The sequence below is a fragment of the Methanomicrobium antiquum genome, from assembly GCF_029633915.1.
Lineage (GTDB): Archaea > Halobacteriota > Methanomicrobia > Methanomicrobiales > Methanomicrobiaceae > Methanomicrobium > Methanomicrobium antiquum.
On sequence record NZ_CP091092.1, the window covers coordinates 1358077 to 1377978 of the forward strand.

Below are 19902 nucleotides of genomic sequence, written 5' to 3' on the forward strand. Positions count from 1 at the left end.
CATGATGAGCTTTTTTCATCACACAAAAAAGTGATGATAAGTCTATCAGGAATTTTGACTTTCATAACAAATCAAATCTGATTGGAAAAAAAGTGATTTAAACGAAATAAGATTTAAAAAAGCCGGATGTCATAGAAAAAATCATTAAGTTGATTGAAATATATTTTTTATTATTCATATGATAACTATAAATTGTATTTCTGCATAAATTATGATATGTTGAGTAAAACCAGATTTATATTGGTAACTTTATCTGCCCTTATGGCAATTACTGCAATATTTTCAGCACCGGTTTTTGCATTAACAGCATATCCCGGAGAAACTATCAGTTTATCAGGTGGAGCTTCAGGAACTGATTATGTATATCTTTTTTTGACAGGCCCTAATCTTGCGTCAAACGGTGTTTCTCCTGAAGATCTTTCAACAGCAGTTGTGACAGGTGATTCTTCAACCTTTACACGCGTTAGTGTCGGCAATAACAACAAATGGGATTATAAATGGGATACTGTTTTCTCAGGCGGTTCTCTTGATACTGGAACATATGTTATGTATGCGGTAAACACACCTTCAGGAAAAAATGATCTTTCAGGTAAAGAATTTTCATACACTGTGATAACACTCTCTGATCCTACAATAAGTGCATATGTCAGTACAGAATCGAAAGAAAAAACCAAAACACCTTCACCTTTGGAAACAGAAGATAGGATTTTAACAGCAGATGAAACTGAAAAAGAAGTTTTTATTGAGGATACTAATAAATCTCAGATAACTCCTGTTGCACAAAAAACTCAGGAATCAGGAGGATTTATGGGATTTTTATTATTATCAGTTGCTGTTTCTTTTGCCTTAGTCGTTTTAACCAAATCTAAAAAAGAATAATATTTAAGACTCTTCGCCATATTTCTGATCACCCTAATTTGGAATTGATTTGTCGCGATGTACACAACATCCCCGGGAACAGGAGGGGCCTAGCCCCCCTCCGGTGACCTATCGTAAGCGGGGTGGGTTTAAGGGAGGGGCCTGTCCCCTCCCTTGCTAATAATCGATTAGCTTTGATTGTTTTCCAGTCAAGGCCAGTAACCTAAGAAACTGATGAAATCTTCCATATCAATAATCTTAAAAGCCCACAAATGAGAACATAGATGTGAATGCAGAAATGCATTCCCTCCATTTGTAATGTTTATTGGACATATCATCAGATTTGGAGGTTATTCTCTAAGTTGTTTCTCTTTTTGGATAGTCCTAACTTTCAGAAAAATGGAGAAGAACCATATTTAATAACCTAAGTTTGCCACTTACGTATAAAGTACCAATCAAATGATTTGAATAAATAGCTCAAAAATCCAATTAAAAAGAAATAAGACTGTTCTTAGTGATGTTACAAATGATCAAACATGCAAACAAAACTAAGAACCTATGTAGTTGAGCCTAATGACAATATATCCTTTCCTATTGGCATCATCCTGCTTGTCAAAACACTATATGAAATACTTAATTTTTCAGAAATTTTTGGCAAGCATAAGAAAAAAGGAATAAGTATCGATGATTTACTTATCGCGCTTATCAGTTACAAGCTGACTGATAATTTCAGCATCAAGCGCTCACATGGATGGATAAATCGCTTAGAGGTTTTGCAGATATTTAACCTGATTTCTTTCAGTGAAAGAACGATTTATCGTCTTCTTGAAACAATCGGAGCAAACAGAGAAGAAATCATCTCAGATATTCAGGATAGAATCTTTGATAGGTATGATTTTGATCTCACCGACATCAACATGGACTGGACCAGTATAGTTCTTCACGGAAATAAAGCAGAACTTGGTAAATATGGATATAGTCGGGATCACAGACCTGACAAAAAACAGATAACTATTGGATTGGCTGAACTGGCTAATCCAATCAATATTCCGATAGGAATGACTGTTGAACCCGGAAATCTCAACGATCAGAAACATTTCAAAAAGACGTATCTTCAGGTAAAAGATAGATTAAAAGAAGATTCTCTAGTAATATTTGACAAAGGTGCAAACAGCATTGATAATACTCAGATGATTCGCTCCGATAACCTGCAGTATATCACAGGAAAGAAGCTTAACAAAAGTGATGATAAGATAATTGCAAAATTCGAAGAATATAGTCCTGAAATTATTGATGATGAAGCCGGCATTCGCGGCATTAAAATTGTGAAACCAAACAGCATCAATTACTTCTATTTTTCAAAGAAACTTCAGAAAGAACAACTTGAATCCAGGGCGAGAAAAGTTGTGAAACAGATTAAGGAAGCAAAAACGATTCAGGAATGTATTGAAAAAAATAAAAAACTCCCTAAGAAGTTTCGTATAAATAATTTGCTTGTTGATGTTGATTATTCCATCCAGACAAAACTTGTTCAAATTTCAGAGGATGAAGCTGTAAAACTCCTTGAAGATAAATTAATCACTGGCAGAGAAGGATTTTTCTGTCTGAAATCAAGTAAGAATTTGACACTTGTTGAGGCCCTAAATACATATCGAAAAAAAGACTCGATTGAGAAGATATTCCACTCTTTAAAGAATGAAATTGAAATTAAACCATTGAGAGTCTGGACAGATAACAGCATTTATGGTGCGTTAATCATCGGATTTATTGCACAGCTTTTTATTTCACTGATTCGATTTGAAATCCCGGAAATGAAGCATACATCTACAAAATTCATAAAAAAATCATTATCGAATTTGACAGTTACCATTGATTTGTGGAAAAGAAAGACAAAAAAGTACATTCACTCGAATTTTGACTCCATAAATACGAAGATTTTACTCTATGACTGGGGCATTTCATGATTTTAAAGTAGTAAAATAGCCAACTGTCAAATTCTATTTCCTGACAAAAATTTGAAAAAATCGAATAGAGATAGTGGACAGTATCTTGAGGGGGATTGAACTCTAACTGGCAAAGTTAGGTAATAACTTTTTTTTTAGAAGAAAACTTTCAAAAACTCTCAGAGATAGTAAATCAGCCTGATTTAGATGAAAGCTACTTCGTAACTTACATGAAACAGAAAGTATGAAATATATTTTAATCAACGTTTTTTAAACAAAATTTAAGGACTTTTCCTGTATTAATTCAATTCATATCAGATTTCATAAGATAGCAGGTTAAATTCTGATTGGATTATAGAAAAAAAATAGATTTACCTGAATTTTTCAGGCACTGTCTTTTTCAGGCACTGTCATAGATAAGACAGATGTACCTTGCTGAAAAGATTGCAATAACCGGTAATAAGATGAAGTAAATTATCTGACCAATGAAAGGAATCATGTTAATGATTGTAGCAAAGATTCCTATTACAATTATCATTACAAGAATCTGTATAAAGTAGTTTACCCATCCAATACTTTTGATTTTTCCAAGAATTTCACTGAAGTTAAAAGCTTCGCCAAACTTTCCTGTACGCGCAAATCTTACACTTGCAATTGCTACAACAAGTGATATTATGATAGCAACAATGAAAGTTAGGATTAAACCGATTGCCATTGCACCAAATCCTGCAACTGCCGCTGAAGGATCACCTGCAAGTGCAAAGAATCCTGCTCCGATTGTAAGAGTTGCCACAATTATAATCGGTATGGAATAGATTAAACTAATAATAAAATACAATAAACCGTCAATAAACAGTTTTACCCAGTTTCCAAGTTCAGGAGCTGGTTTTTCTCCACGCAGTACCATTAGTTCATATCCCAGCAGAAGCGGGAATATTATGGCTGAAACGATCAAAAGGATCCATTTCACCCATTTTCCAACTACAGCCTCTTTGGCATAGTTGAAAGAGTCACTAAAAAGCATACCAATATCCATGATACCAAATCACTCCTTTCAGGAAATTAACATAATTTCCCTTAAGGAATTTAATTATATTCAATTATTTAAAAGGATATTGTTTAAAATTGAAAATTTTCATCAAAAAAAGTTATGTTCAGTGTTTTTTATAGCTAAATCCGTTAATATCACATGATGCGTTGCATGAATTTTCACCTGCATCAATAACCCTGTATGCATCCGCAAGAACCGATGCCTGCGCAAGAGAGCCTGCAAGAAGGATAACTTCGAGTATTTCGTCCTTTGTTGCACCTTTTTTAAGTGCACCTCTCATATGATACTCAGTACAATGCCTGCAGTTAAGCGCCGCACCTATTGCAAGGCTTATTAACTCAACAATTTTTGGATCAAGAGTACTTGTTTCTGAAACTGAACTCTTATAAAGAAGATGTGATAGCAACACCTCAGGCCTCTGTGACATTCTTTTAAAAATAAGAGGAACAGATCCATCCTCTTTTTCTACTTTTTCAAGCCATTCCTGAGTGCTTTTTTCTTTACCTTTATTTGCAATATCTTTTAAAAGATCCTCATAATCCATTTAAAACACCTGTATTTAAGATAAATATTGATATTTTAGTATGCTTATTTAATCATACCATAATATTTGTTTCAGAAAAATGTTTTATTTTAATCCATATGTAATTGCGCATTCTTGAAGGAAGAATTTCTGCAACATCATTTATTGTTACATTATCTTCTATCTTTATCGAGCCGACATAATCAGAATAATCATCATAGGGAATTTTTACTCTCAGTCCGGCGATCTGAACAGTAACCGGTGTTGGATGAGTAGAAGTTTTGGAGACTTCAAGGTCTTCTTCAATAACAGACATTAATCTGGCTGGAGAAATTGACAATGAATCTTTTGCAATATCATCCCGCTTCTCATCTAATACGCGGGAAATTTCTGCAATTAAATCGTCAAGATACTCAATCTCTCCTTCCTGCTTTTTCATACGATGACCAATTCTTCCAATGCATCCGACATAGCCTTCAACAGGAGGATTGGTTATCTTTTTTAAGGCCTCTGTCTCAGGTCCGCCTGTAAGAATAATTGGAACAGTTATTCCTCTCCTAAGTGCAGGAAGCTTGTGTTGTATACATTCCTCAAAATTTCCAAGGAGAAATACGGCGCAGTCATGCTCATTTATGACATCTCTTTCCTCGACATTTAAATTGGCTATTCTTTTCCCAAATCCTCTTGAAAGACCAATCATATTTGTTTTTGCACCTGATCTTCGCATATACTCGGCCGCATCGCAGGATGTATGCGGGAGATGGTGTATGTCCAGACTTGGCGACACAACAGCAATCTCAGTGCCAACAAGAGGGGATCTGATAACTTCTCCTCCCAGTGGCCGTCCTGTTTTTTGCAGAAGCTCAATATCCTCTTTTGGAACAAGTGACTGAAGGACAACATCCTGTGCAATTGTATGTTTCTGGATAATATAACCGCCCAGATCATCAATCAGGTCAACGATAATATCATGCCTGAAGATTCCCCCTTTATATGTTATCGGAACAAGAGTCATCAGGATGCCTCCTTTAGGAGTTTAATTTTTTCTTCTATTATTGGATCAATAATCTCTTTTTGCAGAGTGTTCTCGCTTGCCACATAGAAAAATTTCCCTTTGTCAATCCATTCACGTCTCACACGAAATCCTTCCGGTGCTATCCACTGAAGAGCATAGATTAAGTCTTTATACATGGAGATGCTTGGATCGTAGACTGTCAGTTCTTCAATTTCTTTTGTGTTTGTAAATTCAGAACTGATAGTAACTGTAAATCTGTCCGGTTGTATTACAACATCCCTGCCGAATTTATCCCAGAGAATTGTAAGCATCTGTGACAGATAAGTCTCTTCACCAATATCCAAAACAACTTTTCCTTCAGATTCCATCACATTTGCAAAATCCCTGATTTTTACCGGCGGCGGAAGTTTTCGTGTCTCTCCGACAGCCAGAAAAAACGGAAAATCAAGGTCGATTAATATATGGATTTTTCTGACTATTTTTATTAGGTCAAGGTCCTGCAAAACATTTGATGCAATATCAATATATGCTCTCCTGCCTGATTCCTCTCTGCATTCAACCTCAAAATAATCAATAGCCATGTTTATTTTTCTCCGATAAATCCTGACGAAAGAAGACCTGCACCAACAGAGCCAATATACTGTGAATATGGTGGAACAACAACATCAGTCTTAAGAAGTTTTCCCATCTCAATTACAAGACCTTCTATAAGCGAGGAGCCTCCAACCATTATCACAGGCTCTTTTATATCGACTTCCTGGAGCTGTTGTTCATATACCTGTTCTGAAACACTTCTACAGGCCGCTGCCGCAACATCTTCTTTTGAATGACCTTCAGCAAGTGCATTTACAAGACTCTGTGTTCCAAAGACTATACAGTAACTGTTCATTGGAACCTCCTTTGAACTGCCTTTTGCCGCCAGAGGGCCAAGTTCTGTAATATCAACTCCAAGACGTTTGGCAGTCATCTCAAGAAAACGCCCTGATGCACCGGCACAGATACCGCCCATTGTAAACGAACCCGGAATTCCGTCCTGAACAGATATCGCTTTGTTGTCCATTCCGCCAATATCAATAACGGTCGCCTCACCATGTTGCCTGTCAGCAAGATATACAGCTCCTTTTGAATTAACAGTCAGTTCTTCCTGTATGAGATCTGCTTTGAATTTATCCCCAACAAGATATCTTCCATAACCTGTTGTTCCAATAGCCTCAATATCTGACATTTTAAGTCCTGACTGTTCAAAGGCAGTTTTAACAGCACTTTCAGCACTTTCAATTACTCCCGTGGTAGGATTCCATCCAACACCTATTATTTCGTTGTCTTTCATGACAACCGCTTTTGTTGTGGATGAACCTGAATCTATACCAAGGGTTGTTCCGGTCTGTTCTTCACGTGCAAGAAGTGCTCTTCGTCTTGCAACTGTTGTCAGAGCCTCCATTCTTGTAAGAAGCGTTCCGGAAGTGGTTCTTTCTGTAAAAGAATAACTTACAACAGGAAGAGTTGACTTATTGTGTATGTACCTTCTAAGTTCGTTTCTTACAATTGCCGCTTCGGAACATCTGAAACATGTCGCAATAAAAACAGCATCTGCTTCAACAGCTCCGTCAACAAGTGCTTTTGCCCGTGCTATAGCGAGTTTCAAATCCGCAGATTTTGCCTCAAGGCCAAATTCAGAATATGCTTTTTTGATATCTGCTAAAGTTACGTCAGGGAAAAACATCTCAGCATTTACCATTGCCGCTGCGTCATAGATCTCTTTTTGAACTCCGCTGTGTTCAGGTCCGCAGGACAGCTGTACAACTCTTACAGGCTGTTCTTTTTTCATTTTACATTCTCCCCGGACTTTTCTGATTTCTCCATATTACCTGGAATACCGGCTAAAAATTCTTTTATTCTTTGAATGAATGCTAAACCTTCATCCTCATCAGATGGATATGTCAACTCAAGAATAGGTATTTCTGTTCTTTGACGGGTCAAAAATTTCACAAGTTCATTTGTCCTTGAACACCCCATACAACCAAAAGCAAGATCAGAATCATTGATTATAATTGCGGCCTCTGCTGATTCAATAAGAGGTCCAAAAAGCGACATTCTCCCCCGGACTCCTGAAGGAACTTCTACAGCGGCATATTTGAGACCTTTTTTTGGATCTTCAGGCGTCATTTGAAGCGGTGGTGAATCAAAGCCTGGTGTCTGTATCTTCTCACGTATTGCAATTGCCACTCCAAGCGGTTCGTGCCCAAATCTTTCAACCAGATCTGAAAGAATCAGACTTGTTGAAGGATAAATAAAAACTTTAGACATTTTTTTCAGCTCTCCTCTGATTTTATTATTTTTAGAAGTTTATCGACAGGTAATTTTTCAGCCTCATCTTTCCCAATTCCCTTTATTGCATCGGGGGTTGCTCTTTCTCCTGCATAATCCTTTAAAAATCCCTTTGATATATACCTTAAAAGTTTCATTTCAAACTCATGTCCGTAGTATCCGGGACGTGCACCACCAAGATTTGCCCTGCAGCGTCTTGGATCTCCGGGAGGAAAACCTCTGTCTTTTACAAGTATATGTGCAGGATCAATTTTTCTAAGCTCTTTTATAATCCCTTTTACTTCTTCAGGCATACCTGTTATCTGAAGACCAAAACAGGTCTCTTTTATCATAACACCGTGCGATATTTCATAAGCCCTTATTGCAAGATGCTGAGGGGTAACATCAGGAGATTCAACAAAAACATATTTTGTGACTGTTCCAACAAAATCGGGCTTGTACTCTTTTGATGCCATGATTAAACCTCCCGGATGTAGATGACATCTCCTTCTTTTAGAGACTTTAATTTTTCTGTATCAATAAGCTCACCAATTATGTTTGTTGCAGAAAAAGGCTCTGATGTAGGACCAAACTCTGAATTAGGAGATGTCCTTACACCAACAAGACCTGAACCTTTTCTTGAATCATTTGTCATTGCAAGCATATTTGCAGGAACAGTATCTTTGGGAGTATTTTCAATGTTGATTTTAATTTTTGTAGAGACTTTTGGCTGGAAAAGCGAAACATCATCGAATTTAAAGATCAGAGGCATCTTTCCAATCATATACCATCGAAGACCTGTTACCTCTCTGAAAATATTGCATGTTTTTGGAGCGTTCTCATCATCAAGTCTGATTCCAATAACTCTTGATAATGGAACAGTAGTAAGTGCAACTTCTCCTTTTTCCAAAATTTCCATTGTATTGGGAGGGTCCTGTTCAATAACAACCCGCTCACCAGTATCATCATCGGCAATTGCCTTGATTTTATTTTCATTTGAGATTTTTATCGCTTCATCAAGAGACAAACCACGCAAGTCTATTTGTTTTGGAATTGTCGTAACAGAGATTGTTTCATTTTCGGATACAAGTTTTACAAGTTCAATTCCGTGTATTACCTCACCAACAATTGTATGGTTAGGACTTCCCGGAATATCTTTTGTGTAAATATAAATACTTCCCGCCAGTTTACCGCTTGTTCTGGCAGTAACGGTTCCTTCAAGACGTGAACTTTTTAATTCATGAGGAACTGTAGAATTTTTCATTGTTTCATCACGGATGAAACCGGAAGAGGACAGACTTGATTTGAATTCTCCGCTTTTTAAAGCAATAAGAAAGTGCTCAACGCTGTTTGAGGCATCTATGTTTATTTTATCTTTGCTATATCCTTTTGCAGAAATCACGGCATGCGTAATAATTTCCATACCGTCTTCTAAAATAAGGTCACGGTCAGTTGTTGTAAATGAATCACTTGTGTTTTCCCGGCTGATTATTCTTTCAGCTGACTTTATTGAATCATCTTTGGCCCATTTGTTAAGAGTGCTTTTTCCGGAGACTACTTTTCCAATAATTCCCCCGGATTCATCTGCACCATGATCAGCCATATGTTGTATTTTTGAAAAAATGAGGTAGGATTTGTTTGGATCGTATCCTCCGCATCCTAAAATGACATCACCTTTATTGTAGCGGTGCTGTTTTTTATCTGGAACAATTTTTGTCTTAAAGGATCCGTACGCAGAGCTTTGACGATCAGTCCATCTGATTTTTAAAGAACCGGATTTGTTTTTTTCATCAAAAAATCTGCTAAATATTCCTTCAGAAAAGAAATCCATGCCTTTAGAGTTTAATTCAATTACTAACTCTCCGGCAGATGTAAAAAGACGTACATTTTTTGTTGCAGATTCACTTGATTGAGATGATCTTATAACTGCAACAGAAAATTTGGAAGATAAATCAGGAATAAGACTCCCAAGATTTGTATCGTCTTTTATTTCTTTTATCTGTCCATCCAGATGGACTTTAATCAATTTCCATTCACCTCAGGGATTGGGTCCGGCCATAATCTCTTTTTCTTCCTGAGTTAAATACTCTAATACCTCTAAGGTCGGCCCGATTTTTACAATTTTCCCATGCCGCATCAATATTGCACGATCACAAATATCCCTTACGAAATCCATGTCGTGAGAGACAACAATGAATGTTTCATCCATATCCTCTCTTGCATGAAGAATTGAATGCTTAACATCGATTTTTGTGATAGGATCCATTGTTCCTGTAGGCTCATCAAGAAGAATTATTCTTGGCTCCCGTATCAGCACCTGTGCAAGTGCGACACGGTGTTTTTCGCCCTCACTTAACTGATCAGGAAGCCGGTTTAGAATTTCCTTGCTTTTTTCCTCTGAAAAACCTGACATTTTCAGAGTGATTATTGCTTTTCTTACAGCAAGCTCTTTTGGAAATTCAAGTCCGATGGAGTCTGTAAGATTGTCCAAAACAGTTCTGTGGGGGTATAAATCATATTCCTGGTGAAGAAGACCAATGTACCCTTTTGCCCGTCCACGATATTCTATTCCGGGTTTTGTCATATCAATCCATTTTTCACCGATGCGGATATTCATCTCACCTCCGGTTGGTTCAATTATGCCTGATATGATTCTGGACAACGTTGTCTTTCCCGCCCCGCTTGTACCGATTATACCAAAAATCTCCTTTTCGGAAACATTGAAAGAAACGCCGTCAACGGCTTTTATCATTCCCCTGTCAACTGTAATGTACCTCTTGACCACATCACGTGCCTGAAGAATATCTTCACCTGTTTCGCATCTGTCAAATTCTTCTGCATCTTCGGCGTCCTTCATAAAAAGTTCAACAATTTCATGTGGCTTGCCCAGTTTTTTAATGACACCGTTTTCCAGGAAAATCGCTCTGTTGCAGACATCTTCAATAATTTGTGAAAAATGTGATGAAACCATCATTGCCATTTGATTGTCAGTTGCGGCCTCTTCTAACATCTCATGCACAATTGCTGCTGTCCTTGGATCAAGTGTTCCTGTAGGCTCATCTGCACACAGCATGAAAGGCTCTTTTGCAAGTTGTCTTGCTAAAACAACCCGCTGTTTTTCACCACCTGAAAGATCACGTGCGATATGCATCATCCTGTGTGAAAGTCTTACTTCGTCTAAAAGATCAGCAGCTCTTGATACCTGTTTTTCTGAAGGATAGTTTATATCAGCTAATGCATGCATTACATTTTCTATTACACGATCGTCACCGTATAATGCAAAAGTTCTTTGAAACATTATTGCAGTGCGTCCCATTATTCTGCGTTTTAATGCAACATTATCTTCGTTCCAGAAATCAACATCCATTGAAACAAGTTTCCCACCACATTTTGGACATTTTTCTCCTGATTTGCTCTGGAGTCCGACATGACTGCATTTATCGCATGCTGATATGTGATAAATAATTTTTCCGGAGGTTGGTGGTTCGTCAACACCTCTTATGAGATGCATAAGAACTGTTTTTCCTGCTCCGCTTCTTCCAATAATTCCTAAAATTTCACCTTCTTCAAGAACAAAATTTATATCTTTAAGAACTTTGGTGCCGTTAAATTCCTTATTTAAATTCTCAACAGTGATTAATGGGGCCATAAGACTTATCCTCAACATTTAAGTGTAACGTTTTTTAAATATATAATTCAGTTTAACTATAATTAGTACCTGCTAATTATCTTTACATTAATGACTGATTTTATCAATGTTAAATTTTCTTCTCATAATTTTACTTTCAGGATTGCAATTCAATCCTTTGCCTGACTCTGAGATAAATAAATGCTTGCAATAGAGCAGGATATTTAAGAAAATTATGTGTATTAGAGTTTTTTGCGGCATTCTTTTATTAGTCTTTATATTGTAACATATTTTTAGACTGAAAGAAAACTCATTGGGGACTTTTTTACTCCTAATTTTTTTCTACTTTTTTTTCATTTACTTTTTCTTTTATACTTATACATTTTTTTTATCCCCGTTCTTCAGGAAAAAAATATTTTGAATATTCTCTTTGGGGTTTTAAGATTAAGCATTTCATTCTGTCCTTTAAAAAAAAAAATGCTTTTCCCAAACAAAAATATCAGGGATATTCATAAATAAATTTGATACTCAACAGATATTTTACCAGAAAAAACAAGAATATATTGATTTTCCATATCAAATTATAATTTTTAGGATTTGGTATAATTTTTAGGTTTAGTATAATTTTTTAGGATTTGGATTATTTTTGAAGATTGGATTTTTTTGCAATTTCTATAACTTCAGATACATCATTTATGATATAATCAGCGGCTTCGACAAGAATTTTTGGTTTTTTGCCCTTTTGTTGTTCTGTAAGGATGGCAATATCCGCTTCTTTCATAGCCGCAATATCGTTTACACCATCTCCCACCATAATTACATTCTCATATACTTCTTTTAAGTCCTTAACAATCTGGGCTTTAATTGACGGAGTTGAAACTCCATGGACATTTCCGTGAGGAATTCCCAGATAATCTGCCATTTTCATAAGTTTATCTGTCCTGTCGCCGGATGCAACATAAGTTGCGATATCCATCTCCTGAAGTGTTTGAATGGTTTTTTTGGCACCGGAAAAAGGTCTGCCGCCGGATGTTATTGCATATTCAATTCTGCCGATATTTTTATTCACAATAACGCCGCTGTTCATAGCAACAACAGGCAGTTTTTTACAGCAACTCCACACCTTTCTGATGCATGTCTGAAGATCGCCTGTTTTAGCAACCTCATCAGAATACAATATATCAGAAACATCTCCAATTGTTACTACTCCACAAGAGCATGCAACACCAAATGTAATTCCGTTAAATTTCAGGTATGAGGAGAGAAGTTCACTTTCAGGTTCGTTAATTATGTTCTTTGAATGTGCATATAAAAGAACAAGAGCCCTTCCTTTGGCAGAGCATGTAAGTGTTGTTGTCTCAACACCTTCCACCATACTGTCGTTAATTATGTCTTTTGCCACTCTGTAAGTATGAAGAAGGGTTCCTGCACTGTCAAAAACTACTGCGGTTTTCATAAACTAATAATCCCTTGAAATTTTGCAATTCTTTTGCACGAAAAAAACATGATTTTTTTCTATCCTTTTTTTTGCTATAATTTTTTTTCTATCCTTTTGGATAAAAAATTTCATGTAATGCTAATTTTATTTTTCTGCAAAAGTATATTGGATTTTTAATCTTTTTAGCATTTGCAGAACAACCAATAATTAAAATAGGCATAGAGATTATTTAAGGTTAGATATTATGACTGAAGTCACAGCAATATATTATTTTGAACCGGAGACAGGAACCACACCTGAATTTGCCGCACAGGCAATAGCTGATGAGGAAACAACAGGTACATGGACTGATCTGTCTACACGTACAGACTATGTTGAAAGGCTTGACGGCAAGGTTTTGTCTCTAAAACCATCCGGTGACGGCTACATCACTGAAATTTTATATCCGGCCGAAATCTTCGAACCCGGCAATATATCCCAGTATTTGTCAGTGATAGCCGGAAATCTTTTCGGACTTGGAAGACTCAAATGCGTAAGGCTTCTTGATGTTGATTTTCCAAAAGAGCTTACAAGATTCAATGGCCCGAATTTTGGTATTAAAGGTGTCAGAAAATTAATTGGAACAGAAAAAAGTAAAAGACCTCATGTAGGAACGATAATAAAACCAAAAGTCGGCTTAAACCCGAAAGATACAGCAGAAGTCGCATACCTTGCCGCAATAGGAGGTGTTGATTTCATAAAAGATGATGAAACATTAACAGATCAAAAATTCTGTCCTCTTTTTGAGAGGGTTGAAACTGTGATGTCACGCCTTGATGATGCAATGTCTGAAACCGGAAGGTCGATTCTTTATGCCGCAAATGTTTCAGAAAGAGCAGATAAAATTGTTGAGCGTGCAAGAAAGGCAGTTGACTGTGGTGCAAACGCTGTCATGGTCGATGTTATAACATGTGGCTTTTGCGCAGTTGAAGCCCTTGCACAGGACCCGGGAATTAATGTTCCAATTCACGTTCACAGGACAATGCACGCGGCAATGACACGGAATACAAAACATGGTATTGCAATGCGCCCCATTGCCCGTCTTGTCAGGCTTGCAGGCGGAGATCAGCTTCACACAGGAACAGTAAGCGGTAAAATGGGTCATGACCCAAAGGACATTATTGTGGACAATAAAACTCTTACAGATGAATACTTTGGCTTAAATCCCGTGTTTCCTGTTGCAAGCGGCGGACTGTATCCAGGAAAGGTACATGCAGAGCTTTCAGCGCTTGGAACAGAAATTATTCTTCAGGCAGGAGGAGGTATTCACGGACACCCTGATGGAACAAAATATGGTGCAATGGCAATGAGACAGGCTGTTGATGCCTTTATGGAAGGTGCATCTCCTGAAGAGTATGCAAAAACCCACAGGGAATTAAGACTGGCAATTGAAAAATGGGGCATTTAAATCAACCTTCCCTGATCTGATATAATAAAAAGATAAATTAAAACCATTGTATTTTTTTTGCTTTACAGACTTTTTTCCTGATTTCTAAATGAGAAAATTAAAAGAGAAGAATATGGAAATAAGTATTTATTACAAAATTCATGAAATTTTTAGTAAATTAGTTACAATATAGAGTAGAGATAATTTAGAGGCAGGTGAAAAACAGTTATGGAAATACCATTTGTTAAACTTCAGGGAAATGGAAATGATTTTATCCTTATTGATGAGACAGACAAAATAGTCATCCCTGATGACATGAAGGGAGATTTTGCAAAACTTTACTGTGACAGGCGCTTTGGAATAGGGGCGGATGGGATATTATTCATCTCACGCTCAAATAATGCAAATGTCAAAATGAGGCTTATACAGCCTGATGCCAGTGAAGCAGAGATGTGCGGAAACGGAATTCGCTGTCTTGCAAAATATGCATATGACATGGATTATGTTGAGAGAGAATGCAAGATTGAAACACTCTCAGGAGTCCTTGATGTTTATATGGGCTACAGCGAGGATGATGAATTCACAGCAACCATCGATATGGGAAAAATAATTTATGACAGATCTGATATTCCGGCAACAGGAGATGGAGAATATGCTGAAGAAATTTGCGGAGAGAAAGTATATGCCGCAAATACCGGAGTTCCACATGCAGTTATTTTCACTGATTCTATAGATTCTGTTGACATAAAAAGCGTAGCACCAAAAATCAGATACCATAAAACCTTCCCTGAAGGTGCAAATGTCAATTTTGTTCAGGTAACAGGGGAGGATGAGATTACAATCAGAACTTATGAAAGAGGAGTTGAGGATGAAACATTCAGTTGCGGTACCGGCTCAACTGCCTCAGCCGCAATTGCTTATAAGACTGGCAAAACAGGAAAAAAAGTTCTTGTTCATACAAAAGGCGGCCCTCTTACAATAACAATAAATGGTGAAAATGCAAGCATGAAAGGGCCTTCAGCCACTGTATTTTCAGGAATTATATCCATATAATAAGAGTTAAATCTCTTGAATTCCTGTTTCAACCATTTTAAATTCAAATGCTTTTCCTTCTTCCATTGACCTGTGCTTTTCTAATACAGCACGTCTGTGATCGGCGTATTTTTCAACCCTTATTATTATCTTTGAAATATGCTTAAGAGAAGTTCCTCCAAGACCTGTAAGTCTGTCGTTGTTTATATCCATGTAAACCTGATTTGTAACAATTACAGGAATGTTGTATCGTCTGGCATAACCCAGAAGATGAACAATCTGACGGCCCAGTTTTTTTTGCCCCTCTCCTGCGCTTCCAAGCTCTGTTCTGTAAAGAGAAGTTGCAGAATCGATAATAATTAGTCCGACATCACTGCTTTTAAGAAGCGGGTCACATTGAGCAATCATAAGGCCCTGTTCTGTAAAATCCGTTGGCTCAAAAAGATAAAGGTGCTTAGATAGTTCTTCTGCAAATTCACCACAAATCTGTCTGAATCTTTCTACTGAAAAGCCCTCACTGTCAATTATTATAACATCTTTTCCGGATTTCAATACACCTGCCGCGCTCATTAGTGCAATTGTACTTTTTCCTGAGGCCGGTTCTCCATATAACTGTGTTATTGCCTTCTTCTCAATACCTCCTCCGATAAGGTCATCAAAAGCTTCGCATCCCGTGGTGATTTTTGAATTTTCAGACATCAGTTTACCTTCAATTTTCTATAATATTATCTTCTGTAATCTGTTTAATTGCGGCGGATTCTGCCATTATTGCTATTTGTTTTATTGGAAGACCTGTTTTTTCAGCACATTTTCTGGCATCTTCAAATTCTGCTTTAAATGTTACGGGTCTTCCTTCTATCCATCCGGTTTTTACATTTATTATGTGGACAGAGTTATTTATATCCAGTTTAATGTCTTCGAAAGTTCGTTTAAGTACAGATCTGTGAACTGCCTGAAAATGGCGAATGCCAAGTGTTCCCAGTTCTTCAGAAAGAATTCTTACGAATTTTTGTGATTCACCTTTTAAACAGATAATTCTTATTAAATATCCTATTCTTCCTTTCTTCATTATTACAGGAACAGATGAAATATCTCTTGCACCCTCTGCCATGACTTTCTGCATAGTATAAGACAAAATCTCTCCTGATACGTCATCGACATTTGTCTCAAGAATCTCTACAGTATCGGTTAATTCATCCTCTTTTTCATCAGATTCCAAAATAACAGTTCTCAGGACATTCGGCGTATCTTTTGGGTTGTTTGTTCCTGCACCATATCCTGTTTTGATAATTTTTCCTGATGGTAAATGTTTATTTCCACAATAGAATTCTGAAAGCAGTGCCGCACCGGTAGGTGTGCACAATTCACCTGTAGAAATATCTGAATCATATATTGTCAAAAGCCCTGATTCCTGCAAAATCTCCTGTGTAGCAGGTGCAGGCACAGGGTATTTTCCATGTTGTGTTATTACAAAACCTGCACCAACATTTACCGGTTTTATATGCACCAAATCAAAATCAAGCGACAAAAATGCAGTACATGCTCCAAGGACATCTGCGATAGCATCATCTGCACCAACCTCATGGAAATGTGTATGTGCGCCATGAACTTTTGTCTCGCCTCTTTCAATTCTTTCAAAAACACGGATTGCCATTTCAACTGCTTCTTTTGATGCTGTAGATTTTTTGACAATTTCAATTACATCATTGAGATTTCGGTGAGATTTTTGGGCATTTGTATCAATTTTAAGAGATTTTATGCCGCATCTGTCTACTCTTGTGATATCAGGCCTTGCAACAACTGACGTCATTACATCGATAACACTTTGCATATCTGCCCCGGCATCAAGAAGAGAGGCGATAATCATATCGCCGGCGGCTCCGTGGAATGGATCAAAGAGAAGTATTCTCATAACTACAAGTACTTATAAACGATTGCATATATGAGTGTTAAGGTGGTTCTATGATAAGTTTAAAAGTTGACAGTGCCTATCCCGAGGATCAGGGGGGAGGAAGGGCAAGGCTTGATCCGGAAACTATGCTTCAGCTTCATATCTCTCCGGGGGATCTGGTATATATTGACGGCAAAAACCGGACAATAGCCAAAGTATGGCGCATGATGGTTAATGACTGGAATCAGGAGAAACTCAGGATTGACAACTATACCCGCATGAATGCCGGAGTAAGCATAGGAGACAGGGTAACAATCTCTCCTGTTGAAGGGGTCATTCCGGCAAAAAGTCTCATTCTTGCTCCTCCGGAGGATATGCCAAAACAGCTCCCGATAAATTACAACAGCGCAATAGCACGCCTTATTGACTTTCCTGTTATGAAAAATGACAGTGTCCCTGTAGTTGCCGGACTTCCATTCATGCAGCCACAGACAGTCTCATTTAAGATTGTTCATATTGAACCTGAAAATTCTGTAATAATAACACGTGAGACTGAAATTGAATTTTCAGATAAACCTGCCGCAGGATTTGAAGGATTAAAAACAATCTCATATGAGGACATTGGCGGGCTAAAAGGTGAGCTTCAGAATGTCAGAGAGACTATTGAGCTTCCAATGAGACACCCGGAATTATTCAGAAAACTGGGTATCGATCCGCCAAAAGGAGTTTTGCTTTACGGCCCTCCTGGAACCGGAAAGACTCTGATTGCAAAAGCGGTTGCTAATGAAAGTGGAGCGCATTTCATATCCATTGCAGGCCCTGAAATAATCTCAAAATATTATGGTGAGAGTGAACAGCGCCTGAGAGAAATCTTCGATGAAGCAGAAGACAACGCGCCGGCAATTGTTTTTATCGATGAACTTGATTCAATAGCACCTAAGCGTGAGGATGTAACAGGAGAGGTTGAAAGAAGAGTTGTTGCCCAGCTTCTTACAATGATGGACGGCCTTGAAGAAAGAGGTCAGGTGGTTGTGATAGGCGCTACAAACAGGCTTGATGCAATAGATCAGGCTCTAAGAAGACCAGGGAGATTTGACAGGGAGATTGAGATAGGGGTCCCGGGAGAAGAAGACAGGCTTGAAATTCTAAGAATTCATACAAGAGGAATGCCTATCGAAGGGGAGAATCTGATACTTGATACGAGAAAAAAATGCGAGACTGCACAAGGTGAAGAAAAAGAGAATCTTGAAAAGGAATTTAAGATATTAACTGACGAAGTGCACAAAAACCGCGAATCAATGCTTGAGGAATTTGCTTCAAAAACAAATGGTTTTGTTGGCGCAGATCTTGCCGCATTAGCCCGTGAAGCGGCAATGAGAGCTTTGAGAAGGTATCTTCCGGATATAGATCTGGATTCTGATGAAATCCCACAATCTGTTCTTGAATCAATGGAAATAAAGATCAGTGATTTTAAAAACGCTTTAAGGGAGATAAGTCCCAGTGCGATGAGAGAAGTTTTCCTCGAGGTTTCTCATGTGAAATGGTCAGAAGTGGGAGGACTTACTGAAGAAAAAGAGGAAGTCCGCGAAGCTGTGGAATATCCTCTTACACGCAGAGATAAATTTGAGAATCTTGGAATCGAACCACCAAAAGGAGTTTTACTTTATGGTCCTCCGGGAACAGGAAAAACTCTCATCGCAAAGGCTGTTGCAAATGAAAGCGGTGCTAATTTCATTCCTGTTCGCGGGCCACAACTTTTGTCCAAATGGGTAGGAGAAAGTGAAAAGGCAGTTCGTGAGGTATTCAGAAAAGCACGTCAGGTGGCACCTTCAATTATATTTTTTGATGAACTTGATGCACTTGCACCTTCAAGAGGTGAAGGCAGTGAATCCAGAGTTATTGAAAGTGTGCTAAATCAGATTCTTACAGAGTTTGACGGACTTGAGGATTTGACAGGCGTTGTTGTGATGGGCGCTACAAACCGTCCGGATATAATCGACCCTGCGCTTTTAAGAGCAGGCAGATTTGACAGGCTTGTATACGTTGGTGAACCTGATGAGAAGTCAAGAATGAATATTCTTCAGATTCACTCGAAATATACACCAATAGAAGGCTCTCTCATTGATGAAATTGTAGATTTTATAAAAAATTATGACGAAAATTCAATAGATGAGGCATTTAACCGTCTGAGCATGAAGAAGAACATCTCAATTAACAGAAAAATCACAGCGGATGAGATAAAGACATGCTTTGCTGGCACTGAGCCTGAAAAATCGCAGGTATTGTCAGGATGGCAGAGAAGAAAAATTCTTGTTGCCCAATTTTTAAAGAACGGGTTTTATCTTGAAGATCCTGTCCGTGACAACCTCTTAAAAAAGATTGCAGTGAAAACCTCAGGTTATGTAGGATCAGATCTTGAACTTTTATGCAGGGAGTCAGCAATGTTTGCAATGCGCGAGAATAAAAGCTGTGTATCAGAGAGTCATTTCAACATGGCGCTTGAAAAGGTTCACCCCATGATGAATGACAGGTTAAGAGAACAGTACACAAGAATAAAACAGCACTTCAAAGGCGGTCTTCCCCCACAGGTCCAGCCTGTTGAATATCAGTGATATGTTTAGAAATTATATCAAAAACCTGATTAATATGATGGTTTGCCTTTGAATTTATCCTTTAAATTCTACAGGCAAACTAAAAAAAGTTCATGAAACCGTGCAGAAAATGATAATTTCATGAACTTTTTAATGAAAATACTATAGTTATTTTAATGCTAAAATGAGCATATATATA

At 37.7% G+C, this 19902-nt stretch carries 17 protein-coding genes; 5 read left to right on the forward strand and 12 right to left on the reverse strand.

Features of this window, described 5'->3' with window-relative positions; all coding sequences use genetic code 11:
* Nucleotides 1-240 precede the first annotated feature (240 nt).
* Both L1994_RS06745 and L1994_RS06750 read left to right on the forward strand, forming a co-directional pair.
* On the forward strand, nucleotides 241-879 hold the full coding sequence (locus L1994_RS06745; protein ID WP_278098695.1) for a hypothetical protein: 639 nt from the start codon (nucleotides 241-243) through the stop codon (nucleotides 877-879).
* A 515-nt stretch (nucleotides 880-1394) separates the two neighbouring features.
* The gene (locus tag L1994_RS06750; protein WP_278098696.1) at nucleotides 1395-2822 is read left to right on the forward strand and encodes an IS1634 family transposase; all 1428 of its coding nucleotides are present in this window, start codon (nucleotides 1395-1397) and stop codon (nucleotides 2820-2822) included.
* A gap of 379 nt (nucleotides 2823-3201) precedes the next feature.
* Here the strand turns inward: L1994_RS06750 and L1994_RS06755 are convergent, their stop codons facing one another.
* From L1994_RS06755 to L1994_RS06800, 10 genes are all read right to left on the reverse strand, one after another.
* Nucleotides 3202-3837, reverse strand: coding sequence for a DUF4013 domain-containing protein (locus tag L1994_RS06755; protein ID WP_278098697.1), 636 nt, complete (start codon nucleotides 3835-3837; stop codon nucleotides 3202-3204).
* Between the two features lie 118 nt (nucleotides 3838-3955).
* A complete protein-coding gene (locus L1994_RS06760; protein WP_278098698.1) occupies nucleotides 3956-4396 on the reverse strand; it encodes a carboxymuconolactone decarboxylase family protein in 441 nt (146 codons plus the stop codon).
* 52 nt (nucleotides 4397-4448) lie between these two features.
* A complete protein-coding gene (locus L1994_RS06765) occupies nucleotides 4449-5390 on the reverse strand; it encodes a methanogenesis marker 7 protein (protein WP_278098699.1) in 942 nt (313 codons plus the stop codon).
* Nucleotides 5390-5971, reverse strand: coding sequence for a methanogenesis marker 17 protein (locus L1994_RS06770; RefSeq protein ID WP_278098700.1), 582 nt, complete (start codon nucleotides 5969-5971; stop codon nucleotides 5390-5392). Before L1994_RS06770 ends, L1994_RS06765 begins: the two co-directional genes overlap by 1 nt.
* A gap of 2 nt (nucleotides 5972-5973) precedes the next feature.
* Entirely contained in the window at nucleotides 5974-7218 is a 1245-nt protein-coding gene (locus tag L1994_RS06775) for a methanogenesis marker 15 protein (protein WP_278098701.1), read from the reverse strand.
* On the reverse strand, nucleotides 7215-7697 hold the full coding sequence (locus L1994_RS06780) for a methanogenesis marker 5 protein (protein WP_278098702.1): 483 nt from the start codon (nucleotides 7695-7697) through the stop codon (nucleotides 7215-7217). The genes L1994_RS06775 and L1994_RS06780 overlap by 4 nt, the downstream gene beginning before the upstream one ends.
* Nucleotides 7698-7702: 5 nt before the next feature.
* The gene (locus L1994_RS06785) at nucleotides 7703-8173 is read right to left on the reverse strand and encodes a methanogenesis marker 6 protein (RefSeq protein ID WP_278098703.1); all 471 of its coding nucleotides are present in this window, start codon (nucleotides 8171-8173) and stop codon (nucleotides 7703-7705) included.
* A 2-nt stretch (nucleotides 8174-8175) separates the two neighbouring features.
* Nucleotides 8176-9723, reverse strand: a complete 1548-nt coding sequence (gene mmp3, locus L1994_RS06790) for a methyl-coenzyme M reductase-associated protein Mmp3 (RefSeq protein ID WP_278098704.1) — start codon at nucleotides 9721-9723, stop codon at nucleotides 8176-8178.
* A gap of 12 nt (nucleotides 9724-9735) precedes the next feature.
* On the reverse strand, nucleotides 9736-11346 hold the full coding sequence (atwA, locus tag L1994_RS06795; protein WP_278098705.1) for a methyl coenzyme M reductase system, component A2: 1611 nt from the start codon (nucleotides 11344-11346) through the stop codon (nucleotides 9736-9738).
* A gap of 619 nt (nucleotides 11347-11965) precedes the next feature.
* The gene (locus L1994_RS06800; RefSeq protein WP_278098706.1) at nucleotides 11966-12781 is read right to left on the reverse strand and encodes an HAD family hydrolase; all 816 of its coding nucleotides are present in this window, start codon (nucleotides 12779-12781) and stop codon (nucleotides 11966-11968) included.
* 226 nt (nucleotides 12782-13007) lie between these two features.
* On the opposite strand from L1994_RS06800, the gene L1994_RS06805 reads away from it, so the two are divergent.
* On the forward strand, nucleotides 13008-14210 hold the full coding sequence (locus tag L1994_RS06805) for a RuBisCO large subunit C-terminal-like domain-containing protein (protein WP_278098707.1): 1203 nt from the start codon (nucleotides 13008-13010) through the stop codon (nucleotides 14208-14210).
* Between the two features lie 207 nt (nucleotides 14211-14417).
* On the forward strand, nucleotides 14418-15242 hold the full coding sequence (gene dapF / locus L1994_RS06810) for a diaminopimelate epimerase (protein WP_278098708.1): 825 nt from the start codon (nucleotides 14418-14420) through the stop codon (nucleotides 15240-15242).
* 6 nt (nucleotides 15243-15248) lie between these two features.
* Here dapF and radB read toward each other — a convergent pair whose 3' ends face one another.
* Both radB and larC read right to left on the reverse strand, forming a co-directional pair.
* Nucleotides 15249-15920 carry a DNA repair and recombination protein RadB gene (radB, locus tag L1994_RS06815; protein WP_278098709.1) on the reverse strand — a complete coding sequence of 224 codons (672 nt, stop codon included), beginning with the start codon at nucleotides 15918-15920 and terminating at the stop codon, nucleotides 15249-15251.
* A 10-nt stretch (nucleotides 15921-15930) separates the two neighbouring features.
* A complete protein-coding gene (gene larC / locus L1994_RS06820) occupies nucleotides 15931-17133 on the reverse strand; it encodes a nickel pincer cofactor biosynthesis protein LarC (protein ID WP_278098710.1) in 1203 nt (400 codons plus the stop codon).
* A gap of 50 nt (nucleotides 17134-17183) precedes the next feature.
* Between larC and L1994_RS06825 the strand changes: the two genes are divergently transcribed.
* The gene (locus tag L1994_RS06825) at nucleotides 17184-19724 is read left to right on the forward strand and encodes a CDC48 family AAA ATPase (RefSeq protein ID WP_278098711.1); all 2541 of its coding nucleotides are present in this window, start codon (nucleotides 17184-17186) and stop codon (nucleotides 19722-19724) included.
* The last annotated feature ends 178 nt before the right edge of the window (nucleotides 19725-19902 follow it).

Coding starts and splice junctions, on each gene's coding strand:
- L1994_RS06765 (WP_278098699.1), bottom strand. CDS start 5,390: ATGACTCTTGTTCCGATAACATATAAAGGGGGAATCTTCAGGCATGAT.
- L1994_RS06755 (WP_278098697.1), bottom strand. CDS start 3,837: ATGGATATTGGTATGCTTTTTAGTGACTCTTTCAACTATGCCAAAGAG.
- L1994_RS06785 (WP_278098703.1), bottom strand. CDS start 8,173: ATGGCATCAAAAGAGTACAAGCCCGATTTTGTTGGAACAGTCACAAAA.
- L1994_RS06775 (WP_278098701.1), bottom strand. CDS start 7,218: ATGAAAAAAGAACAGCCTGTAAGAGTTGTACAGCTGTCCTGCGGACCT.
- L1994_RS06770 (WP_278098700.1), bottom strand. CDS start 5,971: ATGGCTATTGATTATTTTGAGGTTGAATGCAGAGAGGAATCAGGCAGG.
- dapF (WP_278098708.1), top strand. CDS start 14,418: ATGGAAATACCATTTGTTAAACTTCAGGGAAATGGAAATGATTTTATC.
- L1994_RS06750 (WP_278098696.1), top strand. CDS start 1,395: ATGCAAACAAAACTAAGAACCTATGTAGTTGAGCCTAATGACAATATA.
- L1994_RS06800 (WP_278098706.1), bottom strand. CDS start 12,781: ATGAAAACCGCAGTAGTTTTTGACAGTGCAGGAACCCTTCTTCATACT.
- atwA (WP_278098705.1), bottom strand. CDS start 11,346: ATGGCCCCATTAATCACTGTTGAGAATTTAAATAAGGAATTTAACGGC.
- L1994_RS06805 (WP_278098707.1), top strand. CDS start 13,008: ATGACTGAAGTCACAGCAATATATTATTTTGAACCGGAGACAGGAACC.
- L1994_RS06780 (WP_278098702.1), bottom strand. CDS start 7,697: ATGTCTAAAGTTTTTATTTATCCTTCAACAAGTCTGATTCTTTCAGAT.
- radB (WP_278098709.1), bottom strand. CDS start 15,920: ATGTCTGAAAATTCAAAAATCACCACGGGATGCGAAGCTTTTGATGAC.
- larC (WP_278098710.1), bottom strand. CDS start 17,133: ATGAGAATACTTCTCTTTGATCCATTCCACGGAGCCGCCGGCGATATG.
- L1994_RS06760 (WP_278098698.1), bottom strand. CDS start 4,396: ATGGATTATGAGGATCTTTTAAAAGATATTGCAAATAAAGGTAAAGAA.
- L1994_RS06825 (WP_278098711.1), top strand. CDS start 17,184: ATGATAAGTTTAAAAGTTGACAGTGCCTATCCCGAGGATCAGGGGGGA.